Genomic DNA, 20,650 nt, shown 5'->3' with positions numbered 1-20,650 from the left:
GGCGGCTGCTGTAGGAGAATGCGGCGGCAGCGGAAATTTGCGGTAAAAAGGATGAGAACATGAAAAAACAGGGATTGAAAATACGTGCGGCTCTGTTCCTTGTGACGGCGGCGCTGGCGTCTTCCCCAGTGCTGACCTCGGTGGCGGCAGCGACGAAAAAGGATGTAAGCAGCGCCAAGGATAAGAAAAGCGCCCTGGAACAGGAGAAAAAGAAGACCGAGGAGGCGATCAAAAGCCTTCAGGGGCTGAAAAGTAACACCGAGAGCTATGTCAAGGAGCTGGACACGAAGATGAATGATCTGCAGTCGCAGGTCACGAAGCTGGAAAATAATATTTCCAGCAAGCAGAAAAGCATCGATGAGACGGCGGTAAAGCTGGAAGAAGCGCAGAAAACCGAAAAAAAGCAGTATGCTTCGATGAAAATGCGTATCAAATATATGTATGAGAAGGGCGACAGCAGCTACTTAAATCTGCTTCTGGAAGCCCGTTCGCTCTCGGAGCTTTTAAACCGGGCAGAGTATGTTTCAAAGATTTCGGAGTATGACCGGAAGATGCTCGACCAGTATGTGGCGACGAAAGAGTCCATCGCGGACAGTAAGAAAAAGCTGGAGACGGAGAAGGCGGAGCTGCAGGAGATGAAGACGCAGACGGAGGCAAAGCAGGATTCGGTCCAGCTTCTCCTGAATGAGAAAAATAAAGAACTCCAGAACGTCAACGCGCAGATCGGCGAGAAATCAGCGCAGGCGAAAGCGTATGAGGACGATATCAAGGCGCAGGAAGCCAAGATCGTGCAGATGGAGGCGGAGATTAAGAAGAAGGAAGCGGAAGAGGCGGCGAAAAAAGCGGCAGAGGAAGCTGCCAGAAAAGCCGCCGCAGCGGGAAAGACGAATAATTCGACCGCGAAAGGGAATACTGGCAGTACGACTACTACTTCGACGGGAAGTTCTTCGCTGCGCTGGCCGTGCCCTGCAAGCGGACGCATTACATCTGGATTCGGAAAACGTAAATCACCGACGGCGGGCGCGTCCTCGAACCATAAGGGCATTGATATCAGCGCTTCGACCGGCAGCAGCATCGTGGCAGCCGCCGGAGGAACGGTTTCGATTGCAACCTACAGTTATTCGGCTGGAAATTATGTTGTGGTCAACCATGGAAATGGACTTTCAACCGTGTATATGCACTGTTCCCAGCTTCTGGTATCGGCAGGGGATACGGTAAAAGCCGGACAGACGATCGCGAAGGTAGGTTCGACCGGATATTCGACAGGTTCTCATCTGCATTTTGCAGTCCGCAAGAACGGAAGTTATGTAAACCCTTCGAGCTATGTAAGTCCGTAGTGTGGAAAGTATCAGGTGGCTGCAAAAGATGAAATCCGGGTAACTGTTCAGTAGGTCTGCGCATTTACTGCGCTGACCGTACGAAAACATGGACCAGCAGGCAAAAATCCCATTGCCGTAGGCAATTTTTGATGGATTTTTGCGCGTGACTGTGAAGGTACTGAACAGTTACAAATCCGGAAGGAATAGACAGGAATCAGGAGGCATAAGAGATGGACAGTAAAAATAAATTCTGGCGCGGTGTGATGGTCGGTGTGCTGGTGACAGCACTGGTGTGTCTGATCACGGTCGGTGCTTCGGCGGGGATTTACATGTTTGGACGCCGTGTGATCGATAACCAGACACAGGTACAGGTACAGACTGAGGGAACACCGTCGCAGGCACAGGAGCCGGTCAATTTTGAGAATGTCACGAAAAAGCTGGAGCAGATACAGGATATTATCGATAAAAAGTACCTGTTTGAGGAAAAAATTGATACATCCGAGGAGGAAGCCGGCATTTATCAGGGCTTTTTGAGTGGTTTAAATGATCCGTATGCGGTTTACTATACGCCGGACGAGCTGACAAGCTTCCTGGATGAGACAAATGGTTCTTACTGCGGCATCGGCGCTCTGGTATCCCAGAATGTCCAGACCGGCGTCAGCACGATCGTGCGCGTCTTTGAGGGCAGCCCGGCCGAGGAGGCAGGCATCCTTCCGGGTGATGCGCTTTATAAGGTAGACGGCACCGAGGTGATTGGCATGGATCTGTCGCTTCTGGTCAATAATTACGTCAAGGGCGAGGAAGGCAGCCAGCTGACGATCACGGTTTATCGTGAAAATAGCGACGAGTACAAGGATATCACCCTGACCCGCCGACCGATCGATGTGCAGACGGTGTCAGGCAAGATGCTGGATGAAGAGATCGGATATATTTCCGTTGCGGAGTTTGACCGTGTGACTGCCGATCAGTTTAAATCCAAGATCGAGGAACTGCAGGGCGAGGGCATGAAGCGCCTGATCATCGATCTGCGGAACAACCCGGGCGGCGAGGTGACGACGGTTGTCTCAATGGCGGATTATATCCTGAAGGATGGCGGACGGATCCTGACCGTGGCAAATAAGAAGGGCACGGAGGAGACATACGACGCTGAGGATGGACACAGCCTGGAGATCCCGATGGTTGTGCTGGTAAATGGCAATTCCGCCAGCGCGTCGGAGGTATTTACCGGTGCGATGAAGGATTACGGCGTGGCGACGATCGTCGGAACGAAGACTTTCGGTAAAGGTATCGTGCAGACGCTGATGCCGCTTTCGGATGGAAGCGCGATTAAGCTGACGACCGACCATTATTATACGCCGAATGGAAATGATATCCATGGAAAAGGCATCGAGCCAGATCTCGAGGTGGAGCTGGATGAAGAGGCGGCGCAGGAAGTCGTGATTCCAGAGGAGAAGGATAATCAGCTGCAGAAGGCGGTTGAGGTTGTGAAGGGAAAGTAACTTCTTATTTACACGACCCCGAAACTTACGGCACTTTCGGTTTCAAAAGTGCCTATCCGTGAACAGTAACTTTAAAAGTATCGAGAAAAATAAGTGCGTTAGATCCTGAAACAGCTTGAAAAAGTGGCAGTTTCAGGATTTAACGCTTAAAGTCGTGTCTGTTTTGGCTTTTTGAGAAAGACGATGAGTGAAGAATCTGGTATTTTTGATACTATAGAAAAAGAGGGAGAAATAGAATTATGTATGTAATTGCAGGACTTGGAAATCCGGGAAGAGAATATGAGGGAACCCGCCACAATGTGGGATTTATGACGCTGGATGCGCTGGCAGACAAGTATAACATTGATGTCCGGGAGAAAGCATTTAAGGGACTGATCGGAAAAGGCATGATCGAGGGAAATAAGGTCATTCTGGTAAAGCCGCAGACGTATATGAACCTGAGCGGCGAGTGCATCCGTCAGGTGATGGATTATTATAAGGTAGATCCAGCGGAGTTTATCGTGATTTATGACGATATCAGCCTGGTTCCGGGCGGCATCCGGATCCGCAAAAAAGGCAGCGCGGGCGGCCACAATGGAATCAAAAATATCATCGCCCATCTGGGAACACAGGAATTTCCACGCGTGCGGATCGGTGTGGGCGAGAAGCCGGCGCGCATGGATCTGGCAGACTATGTGCTGGGACATTTTCCGAAAGAGGAAGCCGAAACGATGACGACGGCGTTTAAGGACGGTGCGGCGGCAGTCGTGGATATGATGACAGAGGGCGTTGAGGCGGCGATGAACCATTTTAACGGCGCGGCGCGCGGGGAGAAGGAGAAGCTAGAGAAGCAGAAGGCGGAGAGGAAGGAGGAAGTCAAGACACAATGAGCGATTTATTTGCAAATCCGTTAGAGGAGATGATCGAGTTCCAGGATCTCAAGACGGATTTACAGCGCGGACAGGGACCGCTTCTTGTCACGGGATGCCTGGATTCGCAGAAGGTGCATCTGCTGTCCGAGCTTTCGGATCTGACGCCCTGGAAGCTGATTGTCACCTACGATGATTCGAGGGCGCGGGAGATCTGTGAGGATTACCGGTGCTTTGATACGGATATTTCGCTGTACCCGGCGAGGGATCTGCTGTTTTATACGTCGGATATCCACGGAAACCTGCTGACGAAACAGCGGATTCAGGTCATGCGGCGGGTTCTGGAGAGTTCCGGCGGCGTGGTGGTCACGACGATCGACGGGCTGATGGAACATCTGCTGCCGCTTGCGTGGATGAAAGAGCGGAGTCTCACGATCGGGGCAGAAGATGTGGTCGAGGTCGGGAAGCTGACGCACGCCCTGGCAGAAATGGGATATGAGAAGGTTGCGCAGGTTGAGGGATCAGGGCAGTTTTCGGTGCGCGGCGGTATCATTGACATTTTCCCGCTGACGGAGGAGGTGCCGTACCGGATCGAGCTGTGGGGCGACGAGGTCGATTCGATCCGTACCTTCGACCCGGAAAGCCAGCGCTCGATCGAGCAGGTGGACGAGGCAGTGATCTATCCGGCGACGGAGATGGCGCTGACGCCGGAGCAGATTCAGGATGGAACCGAGGCGATCGAGAAAGACCGCAGGAAATACGTGAAAAAGCTCCGGGATGCTATGAAGACGGAAGAGGCGTACCGGATGGATTCGGCTGTCTCGGAGGTCTTAGAGGGGCTTCGCGAGGGCTTCCGGGTGCATGGGCTGGGAAGCTATATCCGGTATTTCTGCAAGGAAACGGTATCGTTTTTAAACTATTTTCCAGTCGATGAGCTGACGATTTTCCTGGATGAGCCGCTGCGCTTGAAGGAAAAAGCAGAGACGACCGAGACGGAGTTCCGGGAGAGCATGTCGCACCGTCTCGAGGGCGGCTATCTGCTTCCGGGGCAGACTTCCTTCCTCTATTCGGCGAAGGAGACGCTGGCGATGGCAATGCGTCCGCGCACTCTTTTACTGCTGGGGCTGGATCAGAAGCTCTCCGGCATGACGGTTAAGAAAAAATACAGTCTGAGCGTTAAAAATGTCAATTCCTACCAGAATGGATTTGAGCTTTTAATCAGCGATCTGGCGCGCTGGAAGAAGGAAAAATACCGGGTGGTATTGTTGGCTGGTTCGCGGACGCGCGCGAGCCGTCTGGCGGGCGATCTGCGGGAGTATGATTTAAGTGCCTTCTGCCCGGATGAGGGCGAAAACACCGTGAAACCGGGTGAAATCCTGGTGACTTACGGAAAGCTGCATCGGGGATTTGAATATCCGCTGATTAAGTTCGTCGTGATCACCGAGGGAGACATGTTCGGCGGCGGACGGGGGCGGAAAAAGAAGAAAAAGACCTCCTACCAGGGTAAGAAAATCCAGAGCTTTTCCGAGCTTTCGATCGGCGATTATGTGGTGCATGAGAGCCACGGACTCGGCATTTACCGGGGCATTGAGAAGATCGAGCAGGACAAGGTCGTCAAGGATTACATCAAGATTGAGTACCGCGACGGCGGTAATCTTTACCTTCCGGCGACACGCCTGGAGGGAATCCAGAAATATGCCGGTTCGGATGCCAGGACGCCGAAGCTCAATAAACTGGGCGGAATGGAATGGAATAAGACGAAGAGCAAGGTGCGCGGTGCGGTCCGTGATATTGCAAAGGATCTCGTCGAGCTTTATGCAGCGCGTCAGCGGAGCGAGGGCTACCAGTATGGACCGGATACGGTCTGGCAGAGGGAATTTGAGGAAATGTTCCCGTTTGAGGAGACGGAGGATCAGCTGGAGGCGATCGAGGCGACAAAAAAAGACATGGAAAGCCGCCGCATCATGGACCGCCTGATCTGCGGAGACGTTGGATACGGCAAGACGGAGATCGCGCTCCGGGCGGCATTTAAGGCGATTCAGGAGGGGAAGCAGGTTGTGTATCTGGTGCCGACCACAATTTTGGCGCAGCAGCATTACAATACCTTTGTGCAGAGGATGAAGGATTTCCCAGTGCGGGTCGATATGCTGTCGCGTTTCCGCACGGCGGGCGAGCAGAAAAAAACGCTGGAAGATCTGAAAAAAGGGCAGGTGGACGTCGTGATCGGAACACACCGCGTCCTTTCTAAGGATGTTGTCTTTAAAAATCTGGGGCTTCTGATCATCGATGAGGAACAGCGCTTCGGTGTGGCACATAAGGAAAAGATCAAGAAACTAAAGGAAAATGTAGACGTTCTGACGCTGACGGCGACGCCGATTCCGCGTACCCTGCATATGAGTCTCATTGGCATCCGGGATATGAGTGTCCTGGAGGAACCGCCGGTGGACCGCCTGCCGATTCAGACCTACGTCATGGAGTACAACGACGAGATGGTGCGCGAGGCGATTCACAGGGAGCTGGCGCGGGGCGGACAGGTATATTATGTCTACAACCGTGTCAACAACATCGACGAGGTGGCAAACCATGTGGCGGCTCTGGTGCCGGAGGCAAACGTCGTGTTCGCCCACGGGCAGATGCACGAACATGAACTGGAAAAAATTATGCTGGATTTCGTCGAGGGCAATATCGACGTTCTGGTGTCCACGACCATCATTGAGACGGGACTGGACATTCCGAATGCGAACACGATCATCATCCACGACGCCGATCGGCTGGGGCTGTCGCAGCTCTACCAGATCCGCGGTCGCGTCGGACGTTCCGGGCGGACTTCGTATGCGTTTCTCATGTACCGGCGCGACAAGCTGCTGCGTGAGGAGGCGGAAAAACGTCTGCAGGCGATCCGTGAATTTACGGAGTTGGGAAGCGGTATCAAGATTGCGATGCGCGATCTGGAGCTGCGCGGCGCCGGAAATCTTCTGGGCGCGGAACAGCACGGTCACATGCAGGCGGTCGGTTATGACCTGTACTGCAAGCTTTTAAACGAGGCGGTGCTGGCGCTTCGCGGTGAGAACGAAGCCGAGGATTTCGAAACGGTGGTGGACTGCGACATCGACGCGTATATTCCGCCGTCCTACATCCGCAATGAATATCAGAAACTCGACGTTTACAAGCGGATTTCCGGTATTGAGAACCAGGAAGAGTACATGGATATGCAGGATGAGCTGATCGACCGCTTTGGCGAGATTCCACGTTCGGTGGAGAACCTGTTAAAGATCGCCGATCTAAAAGCGCTTGCTCATCAGGCGGGCGTCGTGGAGGTCGATGTGAAGAAGCAGGATATCACGATCCAGATGTACCAGAAAGCCAATCTGGACGTCTCCGGCATTCCGGCGCTGATGGAGAAGTACAAGGGCACGCTGACCTTCAGGACGGGCGATGTACCGTCGTTCTATTACCGCGATGTGCGGCAGAAACATACGGACTGCGAGACGATGCTTGTGAAGGCGCGGGAGATTCTTTCCGGGCTCGCGGCGCTGGCGAAAGAGTAGTTTTTAATTGTGTAGAAAAGATTGAAAGTATATTTGAAATGAAAATATATTTTTAATATTGACATATATAATCAAAGATGATAATATATAATCAAATTAAAGCTTGTTTACTAAATTTAAAGAAGGGAGGGATTCCAATGCAGCAAAAATGTGGGATGCTCATTAATAATGTGAATAACGTTAAGAGGTGGTTTTATGAAAAAAATTATGAGTATTTTATTGTCGATAGTTATGTCAACTTCATTGGTAATCCCAACATTTGCGGAAGCGCCGCCATATTCAATAGATAAAGTGGCAACAAAGGTTGTGATTGATCAACATGAATTGAGAGATATTTATGATAAATATGCTTCGGTAACGGATGAAACTGTTGTGGAAGATATGTTAATGGAAGATTTTGGTTTTTCAAGATCGGAAGTTAAAGAATTATTGGAAGTAAGCAAAAGTGGTAGTGGAGGATCTACAGGTGCTTCGAGGGCATCTAGTATAACTGGAAGATTACCAGCAACAGCTGCTATAGGAACCGTTGTAAATATTGTGTATACAATTGATTTGCAAGAAATGAAAGATTTAGCGACAATAACTAATTTTATCGCAAGACAGGTAGGCGGAGCAGGAGCAGGGGTAGCAGTGGCAGCACTTGTTGCTAAAACAGTTTTAGCAGCTGCACAAAAGGGTGGCATAAACTATGCAAAAGTTACAATATCTTATACATATGGCTATAATAATGATGGAGTATTAGGGTGGACGCCAGGTTATACCAAGTATGAGTATTGGTAATAAAAAAGGGAGATGCAATGAAAGAGAATAGAGTATCAAATGAATTCCGTCAAGGAAGAGAAGCAACGTTTGCCGCTTTATTAATGGAACTGTGTCTTTGTGGGGAGCGAATTGCTTCCATAATGGGAATTAGAAATTGGTATGATCAGGTGGGAACTGTTAGAATTTTTCTTTGTATTTTGATTTTTTGTTATTATTATATAATTAAAAAACCAAGATTATTAGATACGCCTGAATGGTATGAGCTAATGAAAAAAGATAGAGTGATTTATGGAATGTGGATCTTGGAAATGATAATATTAGTTAGTAGTATTGGAACTTGAGTGAAAAACAAAGGGGGCGTCAGTTGCTCCCTTTGTTTCTATAAATTATGAGATTGGGAATTTTATGAAGAATAATTATTTAAGTGAACGAGAAATGAATGTTATGCAGGTTTTGTGGAAGTATGAAAAACCCATGACGGTGACAGAAATTGTAGAATCTGAAAAAGAATTGACAACGCCAACAGTCCATACTGTGTTAAGAAAATTGCTTGATAAGGGTTATGTTCAGGTTATTGATACAGTTCAGACTGGAAAAGTTTTTGCTAGGCGATATAAAGCGAAAAAGACTCAGGATGAAGAAATAGAAGAAAAAATAGAAAAATGTATGAAAAATTCTAGAAATCCTATGTCCTTTGTAAATACAATAACAGCAGCTTTGTTGAATGGAGCAGTAGATGAAGAGTCGGTTATTGACGAATTAGAACGTATAGTTCAAAAAAGAAAAAAAGAGATTTTATGAAAATAACATATACATCAATTTTATCGGCAATATGTAGTTCAATTTTGCTATTGGGTTTTTTGTCGGTTTATATATGGAAAAAGCAAGAAAATTATAGCTTGTATGAAGTAAAATTACTTATTTTTTGCACTGTACTAACAGGAGTAAGATTATTTTTTCCAATAGATATTTGCGGAATAAGTCATACGATAGGAATAAAAATATTATATCCAGAACTTTGTCGCTTTATGCGGGGGAAAATAGGATTTTTAAGTCATTTTTCTGTACTTTTTTTGATTAGTTTACTTGGAAGTTTTCTTATCTTAGTGCAAAAAAGTTTATCATATATATCATTTATAAAATTAATAAAAGAAATAAGACCGATAGAGTATATTCGTGTTAAAAAGTATAAAAAAGTGAAAAAAATACCAATATTGAAAGTTGATAGTATAGAAGATTCATTTATTGTTGGTATAAAAAATCCGTATATAATAATACCGAATATAGATGAAGAAACAAAAAAAATAGTACTCTTGCATGAAGTGGGACATTACATTAAAAGAGATTTATTTTTAAAGTGTTTTTTTGAAATATTATGTCTTTTATACTGGTGGAATCCGTTAGTATACATAGTTCGGTATTATTTTTCTAACATATTAGAAATAAGAAATGATTTAATTGTTTGTAATGAGTTATCTGAAATAGAAAAAATTCATTATGTTGAAATATTGTTAAAAATGTCTAGGACAAAAGCGTTAAAAAGGAGAGGAACACTATCTTTTTTTAATGGAAGTTTTTTGAAAATTAGAATTTCTTCTATATTGAATGAAGAACAAAAAAAACAGGTCAATATTAAGTTGTTCTTTTTCTTAATTGCTATTATATTGTCTGGTACAATAGTAATAGAACCAGTAGCTGATTTGAAGTTGCATGCACCGTATTTTGAAGAAGATGATATAGTCAAAAAAAATAACTTTTTTGTAAAGACAGAAAACGGGTATGAATTATATATGAATGGTACATATATAGGAACATTGGATGAAATACCAAATGAATTAAAGAATATTAATATTAGGAGGAAATAAAAATGAAAAAAACGATCAGAATTTTAGCAGTAATAATTGCTATGACATGTATTTTTTCAGGGACTGCGTTTGCACAAGAGAAAGAGGTGGCTGTTGAAAAATCGAGTTCAATAGCTAGAGCAGATGTTATAAAATATGTTTATAAAGTTGAAAACGGGAAATTATATAGAAGATTATATAATTATTCTAAGGATACGTGGCTGGGAGATTGGGAACTGTGTGACTAAAGTAATAATATGATAATTATATTTAATAAATATGTACACTACTTTTTACGCTTTGAATTTAAAGTAATGTAAAAATTTTATAGCGTGAAGTTTGAAGTTGAGAAATTGCCTTGACAAATAATAAATTTCGCTTATAATACAGAATATACTCAATAACCTTACAAAGGCAATGAAGGGAACAAGTAGAGATCCGCAGGAGAGCGCACAGAAAGCAGCCGGATGATGAGAGGCGCGCGTGAACCGGATATTCGAATACATCCCGGAGCTTCGCACCGAAGAATCTAAAATCGGATCCGATGAAAAGGCTGCGTGGAAAATGTGCGGCGGTTGATTTGGTAGGCTGCGACGTGAGAGACACACGTTATCCGGTCACGGTATCAGAGGGTACCGGCAGAGGCAGATGGGCGCGAGCTGTCTGCGAACAAAGGTGGTAACACGGGAATTTTGCCCCGTCCTTTTTGGAGGACGGGGCTTTTTTATTTTATAGAAAAATGTGTCTTGTGAAATCACAGACGTTCCAAAGTACCTTTATTGTTCTGTTTTGAGAATGATTTTCGGAGAGAAAATAAAGGATGAATCGGATGTATTTTTGAAAAAAGGAATCCCGTGGAGAAGCAAAACGAGTAAGCAAAATTATTTTTTATAAAAAGGAGTAAACAGGAAAATGCAGATTTACGAAGAATTAGTAGCCAGAGGTCTGATCGCCCAGGTTACAAACGAAGAAGAGATCAAAAAACTGGTCAACGAAGGAAAAGCCGTTTTCTACATCGGTTTTGACCCGACCGCAGACAGCCTTCATGTAGGACATTTCATGGCACTGTGCCTGATGAAACGTCTGCAGATGGCAGGCAACAAGCCGATCGCATTACTTGGCGGCGGCACCGGCATGATCGGCGATCCGTCCGGACGTACGGATATGCGCCAGATGCTGACACCGGAGACGATCCAGCATAACTGCGACTGCTTCAAAAAGCAGATGAGCCGTTTCATCGATTTCTCTGATGACAAGGCGCTCTTAGTCAACAACGCAGAGTGGCTGATGAATCTGAATTATGTAAACTTACTGCGCGAGGTTGGTCCGCATTTCAGCGTCAACCGTATGCTGACCGCTGAGTGCTATAAGCAGAGAATGGAGAGAGGTTTAAGCTTCTTAGAGTTCAACTACATGATCATGCAGAGCTACGATTTCTACATGCTGTACCAGAAATACGGCTGCAACATGCAGTTCGGCGGCGACGATCAGTGGAGCAATATGTTAGGCGGTACCGAGCTGATCCGCAGAAAGCTTGGCAAGGACGCACACGCGATGACCATCACCCTGCTGTTAAACTCCGAGGGCAAGAAGATGGGCAAGACCCAGTCCGGCGCTGTATGGCTGGATCCGAACAAGACCTCCCCGTTCGAGTTCTACCAGTACTGGAGAAACGTCGCTGACGCGGACGTATTAAAATGCCTGCGTATGCTGACCTTCCTGCCGCTTGAGCAGATCGATGAGATGGATAAATGGGAAGGCAGTCAGTTAAATACTGCAAAAGAGATCCTGGCTTACGAGCTGACCAAGCTGGTACACGGCGAGGAAGAGGCTGAGAAGGCACAGGCAGCAGCGAAAGCACTGTTTTCCAGCGGAAATGCAGCGAATATGCCGACCTACGAGCTGACGGAGGATGATTTTAACGGTGATGAGATCGATATTCTCTCCATCCTGCAGAAATCCGGTCTGGCTCCGTCCCGTTCCGAGGCAAGAAGAAATGTCGAGCAGGGCGGTGTGTCCGTAGATGGAAACCAGGTAAAAGATATCAAGGCAGTCTTCACGAAGGATCAGCTTTCCGGCGAAGGAATGGTTGTCAAGAGAGGTAAGAAGAACTTTAAGAAGGTTGTTCTGAAGTAGGATGTCTGGGGAAATTCACCTGCCTTGTTTGAGAGCAGAATGAAACTCAGTATAAAAATCAGAATCACGCCGCCGGCGATCTCTGCCCGGACTTTCAAGCAAAGTCTGAAGAGATGTCCGGCGGCGGTTCTGATCATGGAGAGAAACAGAGCAGATCAGAAACCATATCTTACATTCACTCCCACAAAAATTACCCAAATTTTACATAAACGATACTAAAACATGATTTCTGTAAATTCAGGAATCTTTTATACTGCGTACTGTAAGAAATCAAGGATAAAAAACTCTGAGAGAAAAAAGAGAGAGGAAAGAGGGATTTTATTATGAAGAAAAATATTCAGAAAACAATCGCAGTATTAGGAGCAGCCGTTCTGGCAACTGGAATGGTAGGATGTGGTTCCAGCAATACAAATACAAGTGCAGCAGACACAAGCGCAGACAGCAGCGCAGCTGAAAGTGGTGCAGCAGCAGATACAACCGAGAACAGCGCAGATGCAAAAAATTTGAGTGGTTCTATCACCCTGGCAGGTTCCACTTCGATGGAGAAATTTGCAAATGCACTGGCAGAAACGTTCATGGAGAAATATCCGAACGTGACTGTACAGGCTGAATTTACCGGCTCTTCCGCAGGTATCGAGTCCGTGCTGTCAGGTCAGTGTGATGTCGGTGATTCTTCCAGAGCATTAAAGGATGATGAGAAAGCAAAAGGTGCTGTTGAAAATATCGTAGCCATCGATGGTATCGCCGTTGTCGTTGACCCGTCCAACGCTGTAGATGGTCTGAGCAAGGATGACCTGACCGGCATTTACGACGGAAGCATCACAAACTGGAAGGATGTAGGCGGCAGCGATATGCCGATTGTCGTAGTCGGACGGGAAGCAGGTTCCGGTACTAGAGGCGCATTTGAGGAGCTGCTGGGTCTGGAAGATGCCTGCAAATATGCAAACGAGCTGGATTCCACCGGTGCAGTTATGGCAAAAGTAGCATCTACACCGGGTTCCATCGGATACGTTTCCCTGGATGTAGTCGATGATACCGTTAAGGCAGTTAAACTGGATGATGTAGAGCCGACGGAGGAGAACATCAAGGCAGGCAGCTATTTCTTGAGCCGTCCATTCGTTATGGCAACCAAGGGAGAAATTTCTGAGCAGAATGAGCTGGTACAGGCGCTGTTTGACTATGTATACTCTGCAGAAGGCGATGACCTGATTAAATCGGTAGGTCTGATTACTACGAAGTAAGAAACTGCATCGGAATTTGTGAATATGGATAAAATTACCGGTGAAAACAGGTAAGGATAGAAAAATCAGTAATTCACGAATATATATAATATTGAATAGATTCAAATAATATCGAGTCGCTTGCAGTCAAGCCGCAGAAAGGAAACTCTGCTTTGACCGAAAGCGGCTCGCTGTTCAATCCGAGACAGGAGAGACATATGCACGAAAAGAAATTTACCATTTTTGGAAGCCATGCCACGAAATCAGCGGTAGAGAGGGCAGCGGAAATTATTTTTACCGCCTGCGGCCTGCTGGCGGTGGTGGCAGTTTTTTCAATTACCTTATACATGATTATCAGCGGTACTCCGGCACTTTTTAAGGTGGGGGTTCCGGAAATCTTATTTGGAACCGTCTGGAAGCCGACTGGAAATCCGGCGTCTTTCGGAATCCTCTACGTTATTTTAACCTCCATCGTCGGAACCTTTCTGGCGATCCTGATCGGTGTTCCGATTGGGCTGTTTACCGCCATCTTTCTGGCAGAGGTTGCGCCGCCGAAGGTAGCGGCAGTGGTCCGCCCGGCAGTTGAGCTTCTGGCAGGTATTCCGTCGGTTATCTACGGACTCTTAGGAATTTTGATTTTAAATCCCCTGATGTATAAGCTGGAAATGAAACTCTTTGCCGGTTCCACGACGCATCAGTTTACCGGCGGTGCGAACCTGATATCAGCGGTTCTGGTTCTGGCAATCATGATTCTTCCGACTGTCATCAATATCAGTGAAGCGTCGCTTAGGGCAGTCCCGAAACATTTAAAAAGCGCATCGCTGGCGCTCGGTGCAACGCATATCCAGACGATTTTCAAAGTAATCGTTCCGGCGGCGCACTCCGGCATCATCACGGCGGTGGTTTTAGGCTGCGGACGTGCGATCGGGGAGGCAATGGCGATCAGCCTGGTATCTGGAAGTTCAGTCAATCTGCCGCTTCCATTTAACTCCGTCCGCTTCCTGACGACCGCGATCGTGGCGGAAATGTCTTATTCTGAGGGGCTTCACCGGGAAGTGCTCTTTACCATCGGTCTGGTGCTGTTCGTGTTTATCATGTTTATCAACACGGTGCTCAGCCGGATGTTTGTGAAGGAGGGCGGCGCAGATGACCGATAATAGAATGAAAAGTATTTACCAGAAGCGCACCCGCATCGGGGACAATATCTTAAAAGCGCTGATTTATCTGGCAGCTGGCGTGGCGATCGCGCTGTTAGTTGGCATCATGGGGTATGTGTTTGTGCGTGGTCTGCCGCAGGTTTCCTGGCAGCTTCTGTCCACGGTACAGAGCTCCCTCAAGGGCACCTTTGGTATTCTGGGAAATATCATCAACACGATTTACATCATTGTAATTACCCTTATCATTGCAGCGCCGATCGGAATCGGCTCCGCCATTTATCTGAACGAATACGCAAAGCCGGGAAAACTGGTGCGGACGATTGAATTTACAACCGAGATCCTGTCCGGTATTCCGTCGATTATTTTTGGCTTGTTCGGTATGGTCTTTTTCGGAATGACGCTGAAGCTGGGCTATTCGGTTCTGACCGGATCCTTCACGCTTACCCTGATGGTGCTTCCGCTGATTACGCGGAACACACAGGAAGCACTCAAAACCGTTCCGGACAGCTACCGCAGCGGCGCGCTGGGAATCGGTGCAACGAAATGGTATATGATCCGGACAATCCTGCTGCCGAGCGCGGCACCGGGTATTCTGACCGGCGTCATTCTTTCGATTGGACGTATCGTGGGAGAGTCGGCGGCGCTTCTGTTTACTGCCGGAAGCGGCTTCCAGCTTCCGAAAAACCTGTTTGGAAAACTGTTTGAATCGAGTGGCACGCTGACCATCCAGCTCTACCTGTCGATGCAGAAAGCAAAATACGATCAGGCGTTTGGAATCGCGGTCGTGCTTCTGATTATCGTGCTGGGAATCAACCTGCTGACGAGATTTTTGACCAACCGGTTTGATGTGACAAAATTAAAATAAAGTAAAAAATGAGGAAATGATATGGAGACAAAAATTTCTACGTCGGATTTGAATCTGTACTATGGAAACAATCATGCATTAAAAAATATCAATCTGGATATATATGAAAATCAGATCACAGCGTTTATCGGACCGTCCGGCTGCGGTAAGTCTACCTATTTAAAGACATTGAACCGCATGAACGATCTGGTGCCGAATGTGACAATCAATGGAAAGGTGTGGATCGACGGCGAGGATATTTACGATCCGAAGGTCGATACGACGCTTCTTCGCAAGAAGGTTGGCATGGTATTTCAGCAGCCGAACCCATTTCCGATGAGTATTTATGACAATATCGCGTATGGACCGCGGATCCACGGTATCAAGGGAAAGCCAGAGCTGGATGCGATCGTAGAGAAGAGTCTGCGCGGCGCGGCCCTGTGGGATGAGGTCAAGGACCGCCTGAAACGTTCTGCACTGGGACTTTCCGGCGGACAGCAGCAGCGTCTGTGCATCGCACGTGCGCTGGCGGTTGAGCCGGAGATTCTTCTTATGGATGAGCCGACCTCGGCACTGGACCCGATTTCCACGCTGAAAATCGAGGATCTGATGGGCGAACTCAAGAAGAATTATACCGTTGTTATCGTTACCCATAATATGCAGCAGGCGACCCGTATTGCGGACTATACGGCATTTTTCCTGGTAGGAGAGGTGGTCGAGTATGCGCCGACGACGGATCTGTTCTCGCATCCGCGAGAAAAAAAGACGGAAGACTACATTACCGGACGGTTTGGATGATAGGCGTAAGATTGAGGATTTAAAAATAAGTAGAAAATCAGTTTACTGTTCAGAAGTGGAAAATTTCTGGGCAGAAAACAGGGGAGATGGAGAGGAGATACGGGATGGCGACGAGAGAGGCATTTATACAGGAGTTAGAAGGGCTGAATCAGGAATTGAACGCGATGAGCCAGATGGTGCAGGATGCGATTGACAGTAGTTTTCAAGCGCTTACCGAGCATAATGAAGAGCTGGCACAGAAGGTCATCAAAGGAGACCGGGATGTGGACAATATGGAGCGAAAGATCGAGACACACTGCCTGATGCTGATGTTAAAGCAGCAGCCGGTTGCCAGTGATCTGCGCCATATCTCGACGGCGCTGAAGGTTGTGACCGATCTGGAGCGGATGGGCGATCAGGCGGCGGACATTGCCGATCTGTCCCTGCGTTTGGAGGATGCAGATATTAGTCTTGTAAGCAAACATCTTCCGGCCATGGTGGCAAATGTGAAAACGATGGTAAAGGATGCGATTCACGCGTTTACCCAGCGTGACACCGAGACGGCGGAGACATTCGAACAGAGGGATGATCTGATCGATGCCTTCTTTGAACGGGTAAAACGGGAAGTGATTGAGTTTCTGAAAAAAGACGGGGATAAATCCGATGTGGCAGTCGATCTTTTGATGGTTGCTAAGTATCTGGAGCGAATCGCCGATCACGCGGTCAATGTGTGCGAGTGGACAGAGTTCTCGGATACGGGGGCCGTGGGGGATGTGATGATTCTCTAGGTTTAATTAAAATCCGGGCATGAAAAATGAAAATTAGATGCCTGGATTTTTTCCATTCCGCATAAAATAAATAGAATATGTGGAAATAACGTGGAGTGCGATATATCATGCGTGATATAGTGCTGGAACTTTTAAGTTCATACGGATATGTGGGAATGTTTGCCCTGATTCTAATTGAGAATTTGTTTCCGCCGATCCCGTCGGAAGTGATTTTAACCTTTGGTGGATTTATGACAACATATACACGGATGAACATAGCCGGGGCAGTTCTGGCAGCGACGGCGGGCTCGGTGCTGGGGGCGCTGATTCTGTATGAGCTGGGGCGGCATATTCCCGTGCAGAAGTTTTATGCATTTTTGGGCGGGGCATGGGGAAAACGGCTGGGAGTAGAAGCGGATGATGTGAAAGATGCAGACGGATGGCTGGAGAGAACGGGACGGTCAGCCGTCTTTTTTTGCCGGTTCGTTCCGATCATCCGAAGCCTGATCTCGATTCCGGCGGGGATGGCAAAGATGGAACTGCTGCCGTTTCTCCTTCTGACAACAGCGGGCAGTCTTATCTGGAATACGGTACTCATCGGAGCCGGCGCGGTGGCGGGGGCATCGTGGGAACGTATTCTGGTGCTGTTAAAGACATATTCCCGCTTCGCCGTGATGGGAGCGGGAATCTTGGGATTTGCGGTGGCGTGTGTGTATTTTCGGAAACGATAACAACAGGAGAGTGAAAATTCATGCAGAAAGAGTTTATTCATTCAAGTAAAAATATATCGTGTCATTCTTTACTTCCAGCCGTGCCGTCCCATCGATCACCAGCTGTTCCAGATATGGGCGCAGGTGGCGTTCCTGACGGATGAGCTGGTCGTAGGTACCGATGTGCATTCCGATCAGGCGTCGGCTTTCCTGATAAAATTCATCACGCGTCATTGGTCTCTGCAAAAGCTTTGCCAGCTCTGCGAGACGCAGACGGACAAGATCCATATTTTTGTCCGCCAGTTCCCGGATATTGCCATCAAATGGACCTTTGTGCGATAAAATCCAGTGCTGGTAAGGCAGTTTTGTGATTGCTTCCTTGCTTTCCAGATCCAGACCGACGTGGTCGCAGTATGGAAGCTTGACGTGACGCAGGACATTTTCGGTTAAAAGCGCGTCTCCGGCAAAGCAGACGCCGTCCGGTGTGCCGATGACGATGTGGTCGAGGGAATGCCCTGGCAGATGGTGAACCGGGAAGGTTACGCCGCAGAGTGTCACGGAAGTATCCTCCGGCTGGATGATACAGTCAACCGGGCAGCGCTGCTCGGTGTCGATGGAAATCTTTTCCTCCTCGGAGCGCCCGAAATAATTGGTATACCGTTCCAGCGCCGCCTGGGAGGCGATCAGCCCGGCTTCGCCAAGCGACATAGCCAGTGGAATCTGAAAGGCTTCGCGCAGGCGTTTGCTGTTTCCATGATGGTCGATGTGCGCGTGGGAAACGATCAGCCCCGCCGGGGTCAGCCCGGCGTCTTTCAGAGAGCCGACCAGCTCGTCATATTCCTTTGAGTAACCATTGTCAAACAGGATGCAGCGGGTGTCGTCGATGCGGTAGATGCCGACGGCTGTTTTGCCAAGCAGGCAGTCTGTATTTCCAGAAACGTGTATGAGTTCCACGGAAAGAGTCCTCCTTTTATCATGAATAACACAAAAAGCGACGGCTGAGATATCTCCGCTGTCGCTTTTTAAGAATGCGTCTGATAGGAATCGAACCTACGCCTCAGGCTCCGGAGGCCGGCGCTCTATCCACTGAGCTACAGACGCATTACTTGTATGATACTATAATATTTAGAAAATTGCAAGTTTTTTTTCGGAAATACCGCTTGCCGAGTAACCAAATCACCGCTATAATATTAACAATCGAATAAGTCAGGAGGCGGTCGGGTGGGAGAACCGAAAAAGAAACCGGGACGCAGCCGGAAGAACGGAACGGATTGGGAACTGCGCCGCTATGTGATGCTGCTTGCGGCGGTAATTGTATTGATTCTGATTGGCGCGGTGGCGATGTTTTCCGGGAAAATAACAAACATTCTGGGGAAAAAGGATGGCTTACCGGCAGAAATGGTGGATACAGGCGGATCTGGAATGGTGATTGAGCCGGACACGAAAGAATATATTCAGGACTTTGGCGGATGTATTCTGACAGAGAATGGCGAGCCGGGGATCACAGAGCTGATGAATACTTATTTTCAGGCGGTTTCCGACTGTGATATGGATACGTTTGTGAAGTTGTTTACCTCACAGGATACGAGTGAGGAAGAACACTACCGTCAGGAATTTGAAGAACAGAAGCAGTACATTTCCGGGTACCAGAATGTGAAATGTTATACGACGCCGGGGCTTAGGGACGGTGAGATGGCAGCGTATGTGTATTATGAGATTTTGTATACGGGCGTGGAGACACCGGCACCGAGTCTGGTGCGGATCTATGCGATCCGGGCGGAGGACGGAAGCTGGCAGATCGATGACGGGAAAATGTCCGAAGAGCTGACGCAGTATTTTGAAGAGCTGTCGGTCAATGAGGATGTGCGCCTTCTCAGCAAGCAGACGGATGAAGCAATGGATGCGGCGATGGAGCAGGATGAAGCGCTGAAAGAGCGCGTGGAATTTATGAAACAGGGCGCGTCGTATATGCGGGATGAGACAGAGCCGTCTGCGTCGAATCCTTAAAATGTTTTACTTTGTCTAACTGAATGGAAAAATAAAGAGATTTATAGATAGAAAGAAAAAGAGGCAGAAAGAATGGATGTAAAAGATTTTTATTATGATTTACCACAGGAGCTGATCGCGCAGGATCCGCTGGAAGATCGTTCTTCTTCCCGGCTTTTAGTGCTGGATAAAAAGACGGGTGAGATGCAGCATAAGGTGTTTAAAGATATTGTCAATTATCTTCATCCGGGCGATTGTCTGGTGATCAATGATACGAAGGTTATCCCGGCGCGTCTGATCGGAAGCAAGGAGGGAACGGATGCACATATCGAGATTCTTCTTCTGAAACGTCGTGAGAACGATATCTGGGAGACACTGGTAAAGCCGGGTAAAAAGGCAAAACCGGGAACCGTAATTAATTTTGGCGATGGTTTGTTAAAAGGAACCGTCATTGATGTGGTAGAAGAGGGAAATCGTCTGATTCAGTTCTCCTATGAGGGGATCTTTGAGGAGATTCTTGACCAGCTTGGCCAGATGCCGCTTCCACCGTATATTACACACCGTCTGAAAGATAAAAACCGTTATCAGACCGTTTATGCAGAACATGAGGGATCCGCGGCTGCTCCGACTGCCGGACTTCATTTTACCAAGGAACTGCTGGCACAGATTCAGGAGATGGGAGTGAAGATCGCGCATGTGACACTCCATGTGGGTCTGGGAACCTTCCGACCGGTCAAGGTTTCAAATGTTTTAGATCATCATATGCATTCGGAGTTTTACCGCATCGAAGAAGACGCTGCTAATATGATTAATGAGACGAAGAAAAATGGCGGACGCATTATCTGTGTCGGTACGACAAGCTGCCGGACGCTGGAATCCGCAGCAGCCGAGGACGGCACGATCCGCGCATGCAGCGGCTGGACGGACATTTTCATTTATCCAGGCTACCAGTTCAAGATTCTGGACTGCCTGATCACAAACTTCCACCTGCCGGAGTCCACGCTCGTCATGCTGGTATCCGCACTGGCAGGCAGAGAACATGTGCTCACGGCGTATGAAGAGGCGATCCGGCAGAGATATCGGTTCTTTAGTTTTGGGGATGCTATGTTTATCCAGTAGAGAAAAGGGATGTATGAAAAAGACTCATAGTGAAAGGCTATGGGTCTTTTTATTTCGAAAAATGTTTGAAAAACGGCACACCGCGTTCTCGTTACTTTAGCCTGCAAATAAAAA

The 20,650-nt window shown here is 47.7% G+C and carries 19 protein-coding genes and 1 tRNA gene; 18 read left to right on the top strand and 2 right to left on the bottom strand.

Annotation, left to right across the window (positions count from 1 at the left end):
• The first annotated feature begins 59 nt into the window (after window positions 1-59).
• From DXD12_RS14520 to DXD12_RS14445, 16 genes are all read left to right on the top strand, one after another.
• Window positions 60-1,337 carry a M23 family metallopeptidase gene (locus DXD12_RS14520; RefSeq protein WP_118638589.1) on the top strand — a complete coding sequence of 426 codons (1,278 nt, stop codon included), beginning with the start codon at window positions 60-62 and terminating at the stop codon, window positions 1,335-1,337.
• 212 nt (window positions 1,338-1,549) lie between these two features.
• A complete protein-coding gene (locus DXD12_RS14515; protein ID WP_022359888.1) occupies window positions 1,550-2,818 on the top strand; it encodes a S41 family peptidase in 1,269 nt (422 codons plus the stop codon).
• 239 nt (window positions 2,819-3,057) lie between these two features.
• Window positions 3,058-3,687 (top strand): aminoacyl-tRNA hydrolase, encoded by a 630-nt coding sequence (pth, locus tag DXD12_RS14510; RefSeq protein WP_118638588.1) that lies wholly within the window; start codon window positions 3,058-3,060, stop codon window positions 3,685-3,687.
• Complete coding sequence (gene mfd / locus DXD12_RS14505; protein ID WP_118638587.1) at window positions 3,684-7,214, top strand: transcription-repair coupling factor; 3,531 nt, start codon at window positions 3,684-3,686, stop codon at window positions 7,212-7,214. Before pth ends, mfd begins: the two co-directional genes overlap by 4 nt.
• Window positions 7,215-7,409: 195 nt before the next feature.
• On the top strand, window positions 7,410-7,994 hold the full coding sequence (locus DXD12_RS14500) for a hypothetical protein (protein WP_107001484.1): 585 nt from the start codon (window positions 7,410-7,412) through the stop codon (window positions 7,992-7,994).
• Window positions 7,995-8,011: 17 nt separating this feature from the next.
• Entirely contained in the window at window positions 8,012-8,317 is a 306-nt protein-coding gene (locus DXD12_RS14495; protein WP_107001485.1) for a hypothetical protein, read from the top strand.
• Between the two features lie 64 nt (window positions 8,318-8,381).
• Complete coding sequence (locus DXD12_RS14490) at window positions 8,382-8,777, top strand: BlaI/MecI/CopY family transcriptional regulator (protein WP_107001486.1); 396 nt, start codon at window positions 8,382-8,384, stop codon at window positions 8,775-8,777.
• Window positions 8,774-9,841 carry a M56 family metallopeptidase gene (locus DXD12_RS14485; RefSeq protein WP_118638586.1) on the top strand — a complete coding sequence of 356 codons (1,068 nt, stop codon included), beginning with the start codon at window positions 8,774-8,776 and terminating at the stop codon, window positions 9,839-9,841. Before DXD12_RS14490 ends, DXD12_RS14485 begins: the two co-directional genes overlap by 4 nt.
• A gap of 2 nt (window positions 9,842-9,843) precedes the next feature.
• Window positions 9,844-10,068 carry a hypothetical protein gene (locus tag DXD12_RS14480; protein WP_107001488.1) on the top strand — a complete coding sequence of 75 codons (225 nt, stop codon included), beginning with the start codon at window positions 9,844-9,846 and terminating at the stop codon, window positions 10,066-10,068.
• Between the two features lie 664 nt (window positions 10,069-10,732).
• Complete coding sequence (gene tyrS / locus DXD12_RS14475; RefSeq protein ID WP_118638585.1) at window positions 10,733-11,956, top strand: tyrosine--tRNA ligase; 1,224 nt, start codon at window positions 10,733-10,735, stop codon at window positions 11,954-11,956.
• A 323-nt stretch (window positions 11,957-12,279) separates the two neighbouring features.
• Complete coding sequence (locus tag DXD12_RS14470) at window positions 12,280-13,197, top strand: phosphate ABC transporter substrate-binding protein (RefSeq protein WP_118638584.1); 918 nt, start codon at window positions 12,280-12,282, stop codon at window positions 13,195-13,197.
• Window positions 13,198-13,394: 197 nt separating this feature from the next.
• Window positions 13,395-14,333 (top strand): phosphate ABC transporter permease subunit PstC, encoded by a 939-nt coding sequence (pstC, locus tag DXD12_RS14465; RefSeq protein WP_118638596.1) that lies wholly within the window; start codon window positions 13,395-13,397, stop codon window positions 14,331-14,333.
• Window positions 14,323-15,198, top strand: coding sequence for a phosphate ABC transporter permease PstA (gene pstA / locus DXD12_RS14460; protein ID WP_118523811.1), 876 nt, complete (start codon window positions 14,323-14,325; stop codon window positions 15,196-15,198). The genes pstC and pstA overlap by 11 nt, the downstream gene beginning before the upstream one ends.
• Window positions 15,199-15,219: 21 nt before the next feature.
• On the top strand, window positions 15,220-15,975 hold the full coding sequence (gene pstB / locus DXD12_RS14455; RefSeq protein ID WP_118481980.1) for a phosphate ABC transporter ATP-binding protein PstB: 756 nt from the start codon (window positions 15,220-15,222) through the stop codon (window positions 15,973-15,975).
• 104 nt (window positions 15,976-16,079) lie between these two features.
• A complete protein-coding gene (phoU, locus tag DXD12_RS14450; RefSeq protein ID WP_118638583.1) occupies window positions 16,080-16,742 on the top strand; it encodes a phosphate signaling complex protein PhoU in 663 nt (220 codons plus the stop codon).
• A 107-nt stretch (window positions 16,743-16,849) separates the two neighbouring features.
• Window positions 16,850-17,452: a DedA family protein gene (locus tag DXD12_RS14445; protein WP_118638582.1), complete on the top strand. Its 603-nt coding sequence runs from the start codon at window positions 16,850-16,852 to the stop codon at window positions 17,450-17,452.
• Window positions 17,453-17,485: 33 nt separating this feature from the next.
• On the opposite strand, the gene DXD12_RS14440 is transcribed toward DXD12_RS14445, so the two are convergent.
• Together DXD12_RS14440 and DXD12_RS14435 are read right to left on the bottom strand one after the other, a co-directional pair.
• Entirely contained in the window at window positions 17,486-18,385 is a 900-nt protein-coding gene (locus tag DXD12_RS14440) for an MBL fold metallo-hydrolase (protein WP_182457100.1), read from the bottom strand.
• Between the two features lie 75 nt (window positions 18,386-18,460).
• A tRNA-Arg gene (locus DXD12_RS14435) sits at window positions 18,461-18,532 on the bottom strand.
• A gap of 120 nt (window positions 18,533-18,652) precedes the next feature.
• Here DXD12_RS14435 and DXD12_RS14430 point away from each other — a divergent pair.
• Both DXD12_RS14430 and queA read left to right on the top strand, forming a co-directional pair.
• A complete protein-coding gene (locus DXD12_RS14430) occupies window positions 18,653-19,438 on the top strand; it encodes a hypothetical protein (RefSeq protein WP_118494285.1) in 786 nt (261 codons plus the stop codon).
• Between the two features lie 72 nt (window positions 19,439-19,510).
• Window positions 19,511-20,536: a tRNA preQ1(34) S-adenosylmethionine ribosyltransferase-isomerase QueA gene (queA, locus tag DXD12_RS14425; RefSeq protein WP_107001497.1), complete on the top strand. Its 1,026-nt coding sequence runs from the start codon at window positions 19,511-19,513 to the stop codon at window positions 20,534-20,536.
• Window positions 20,537-20,650: the final 114 nt, after the last annotated feature.

This window comes from Clostridium sp. TF11-13AC (genome assembly GCF_003481065.1).
GTDB classification, from domain to species: domain Bacteria; phylum Bacillota; class Clostridia; order Lachnospirales; family Lachnospiraceae; genus Otoolea; species Otoolea fessa.
Note: the sequence above shows the minus strand (reverse complement) of the source record. Positions and strands in the feature narration are given on the sequence as shown.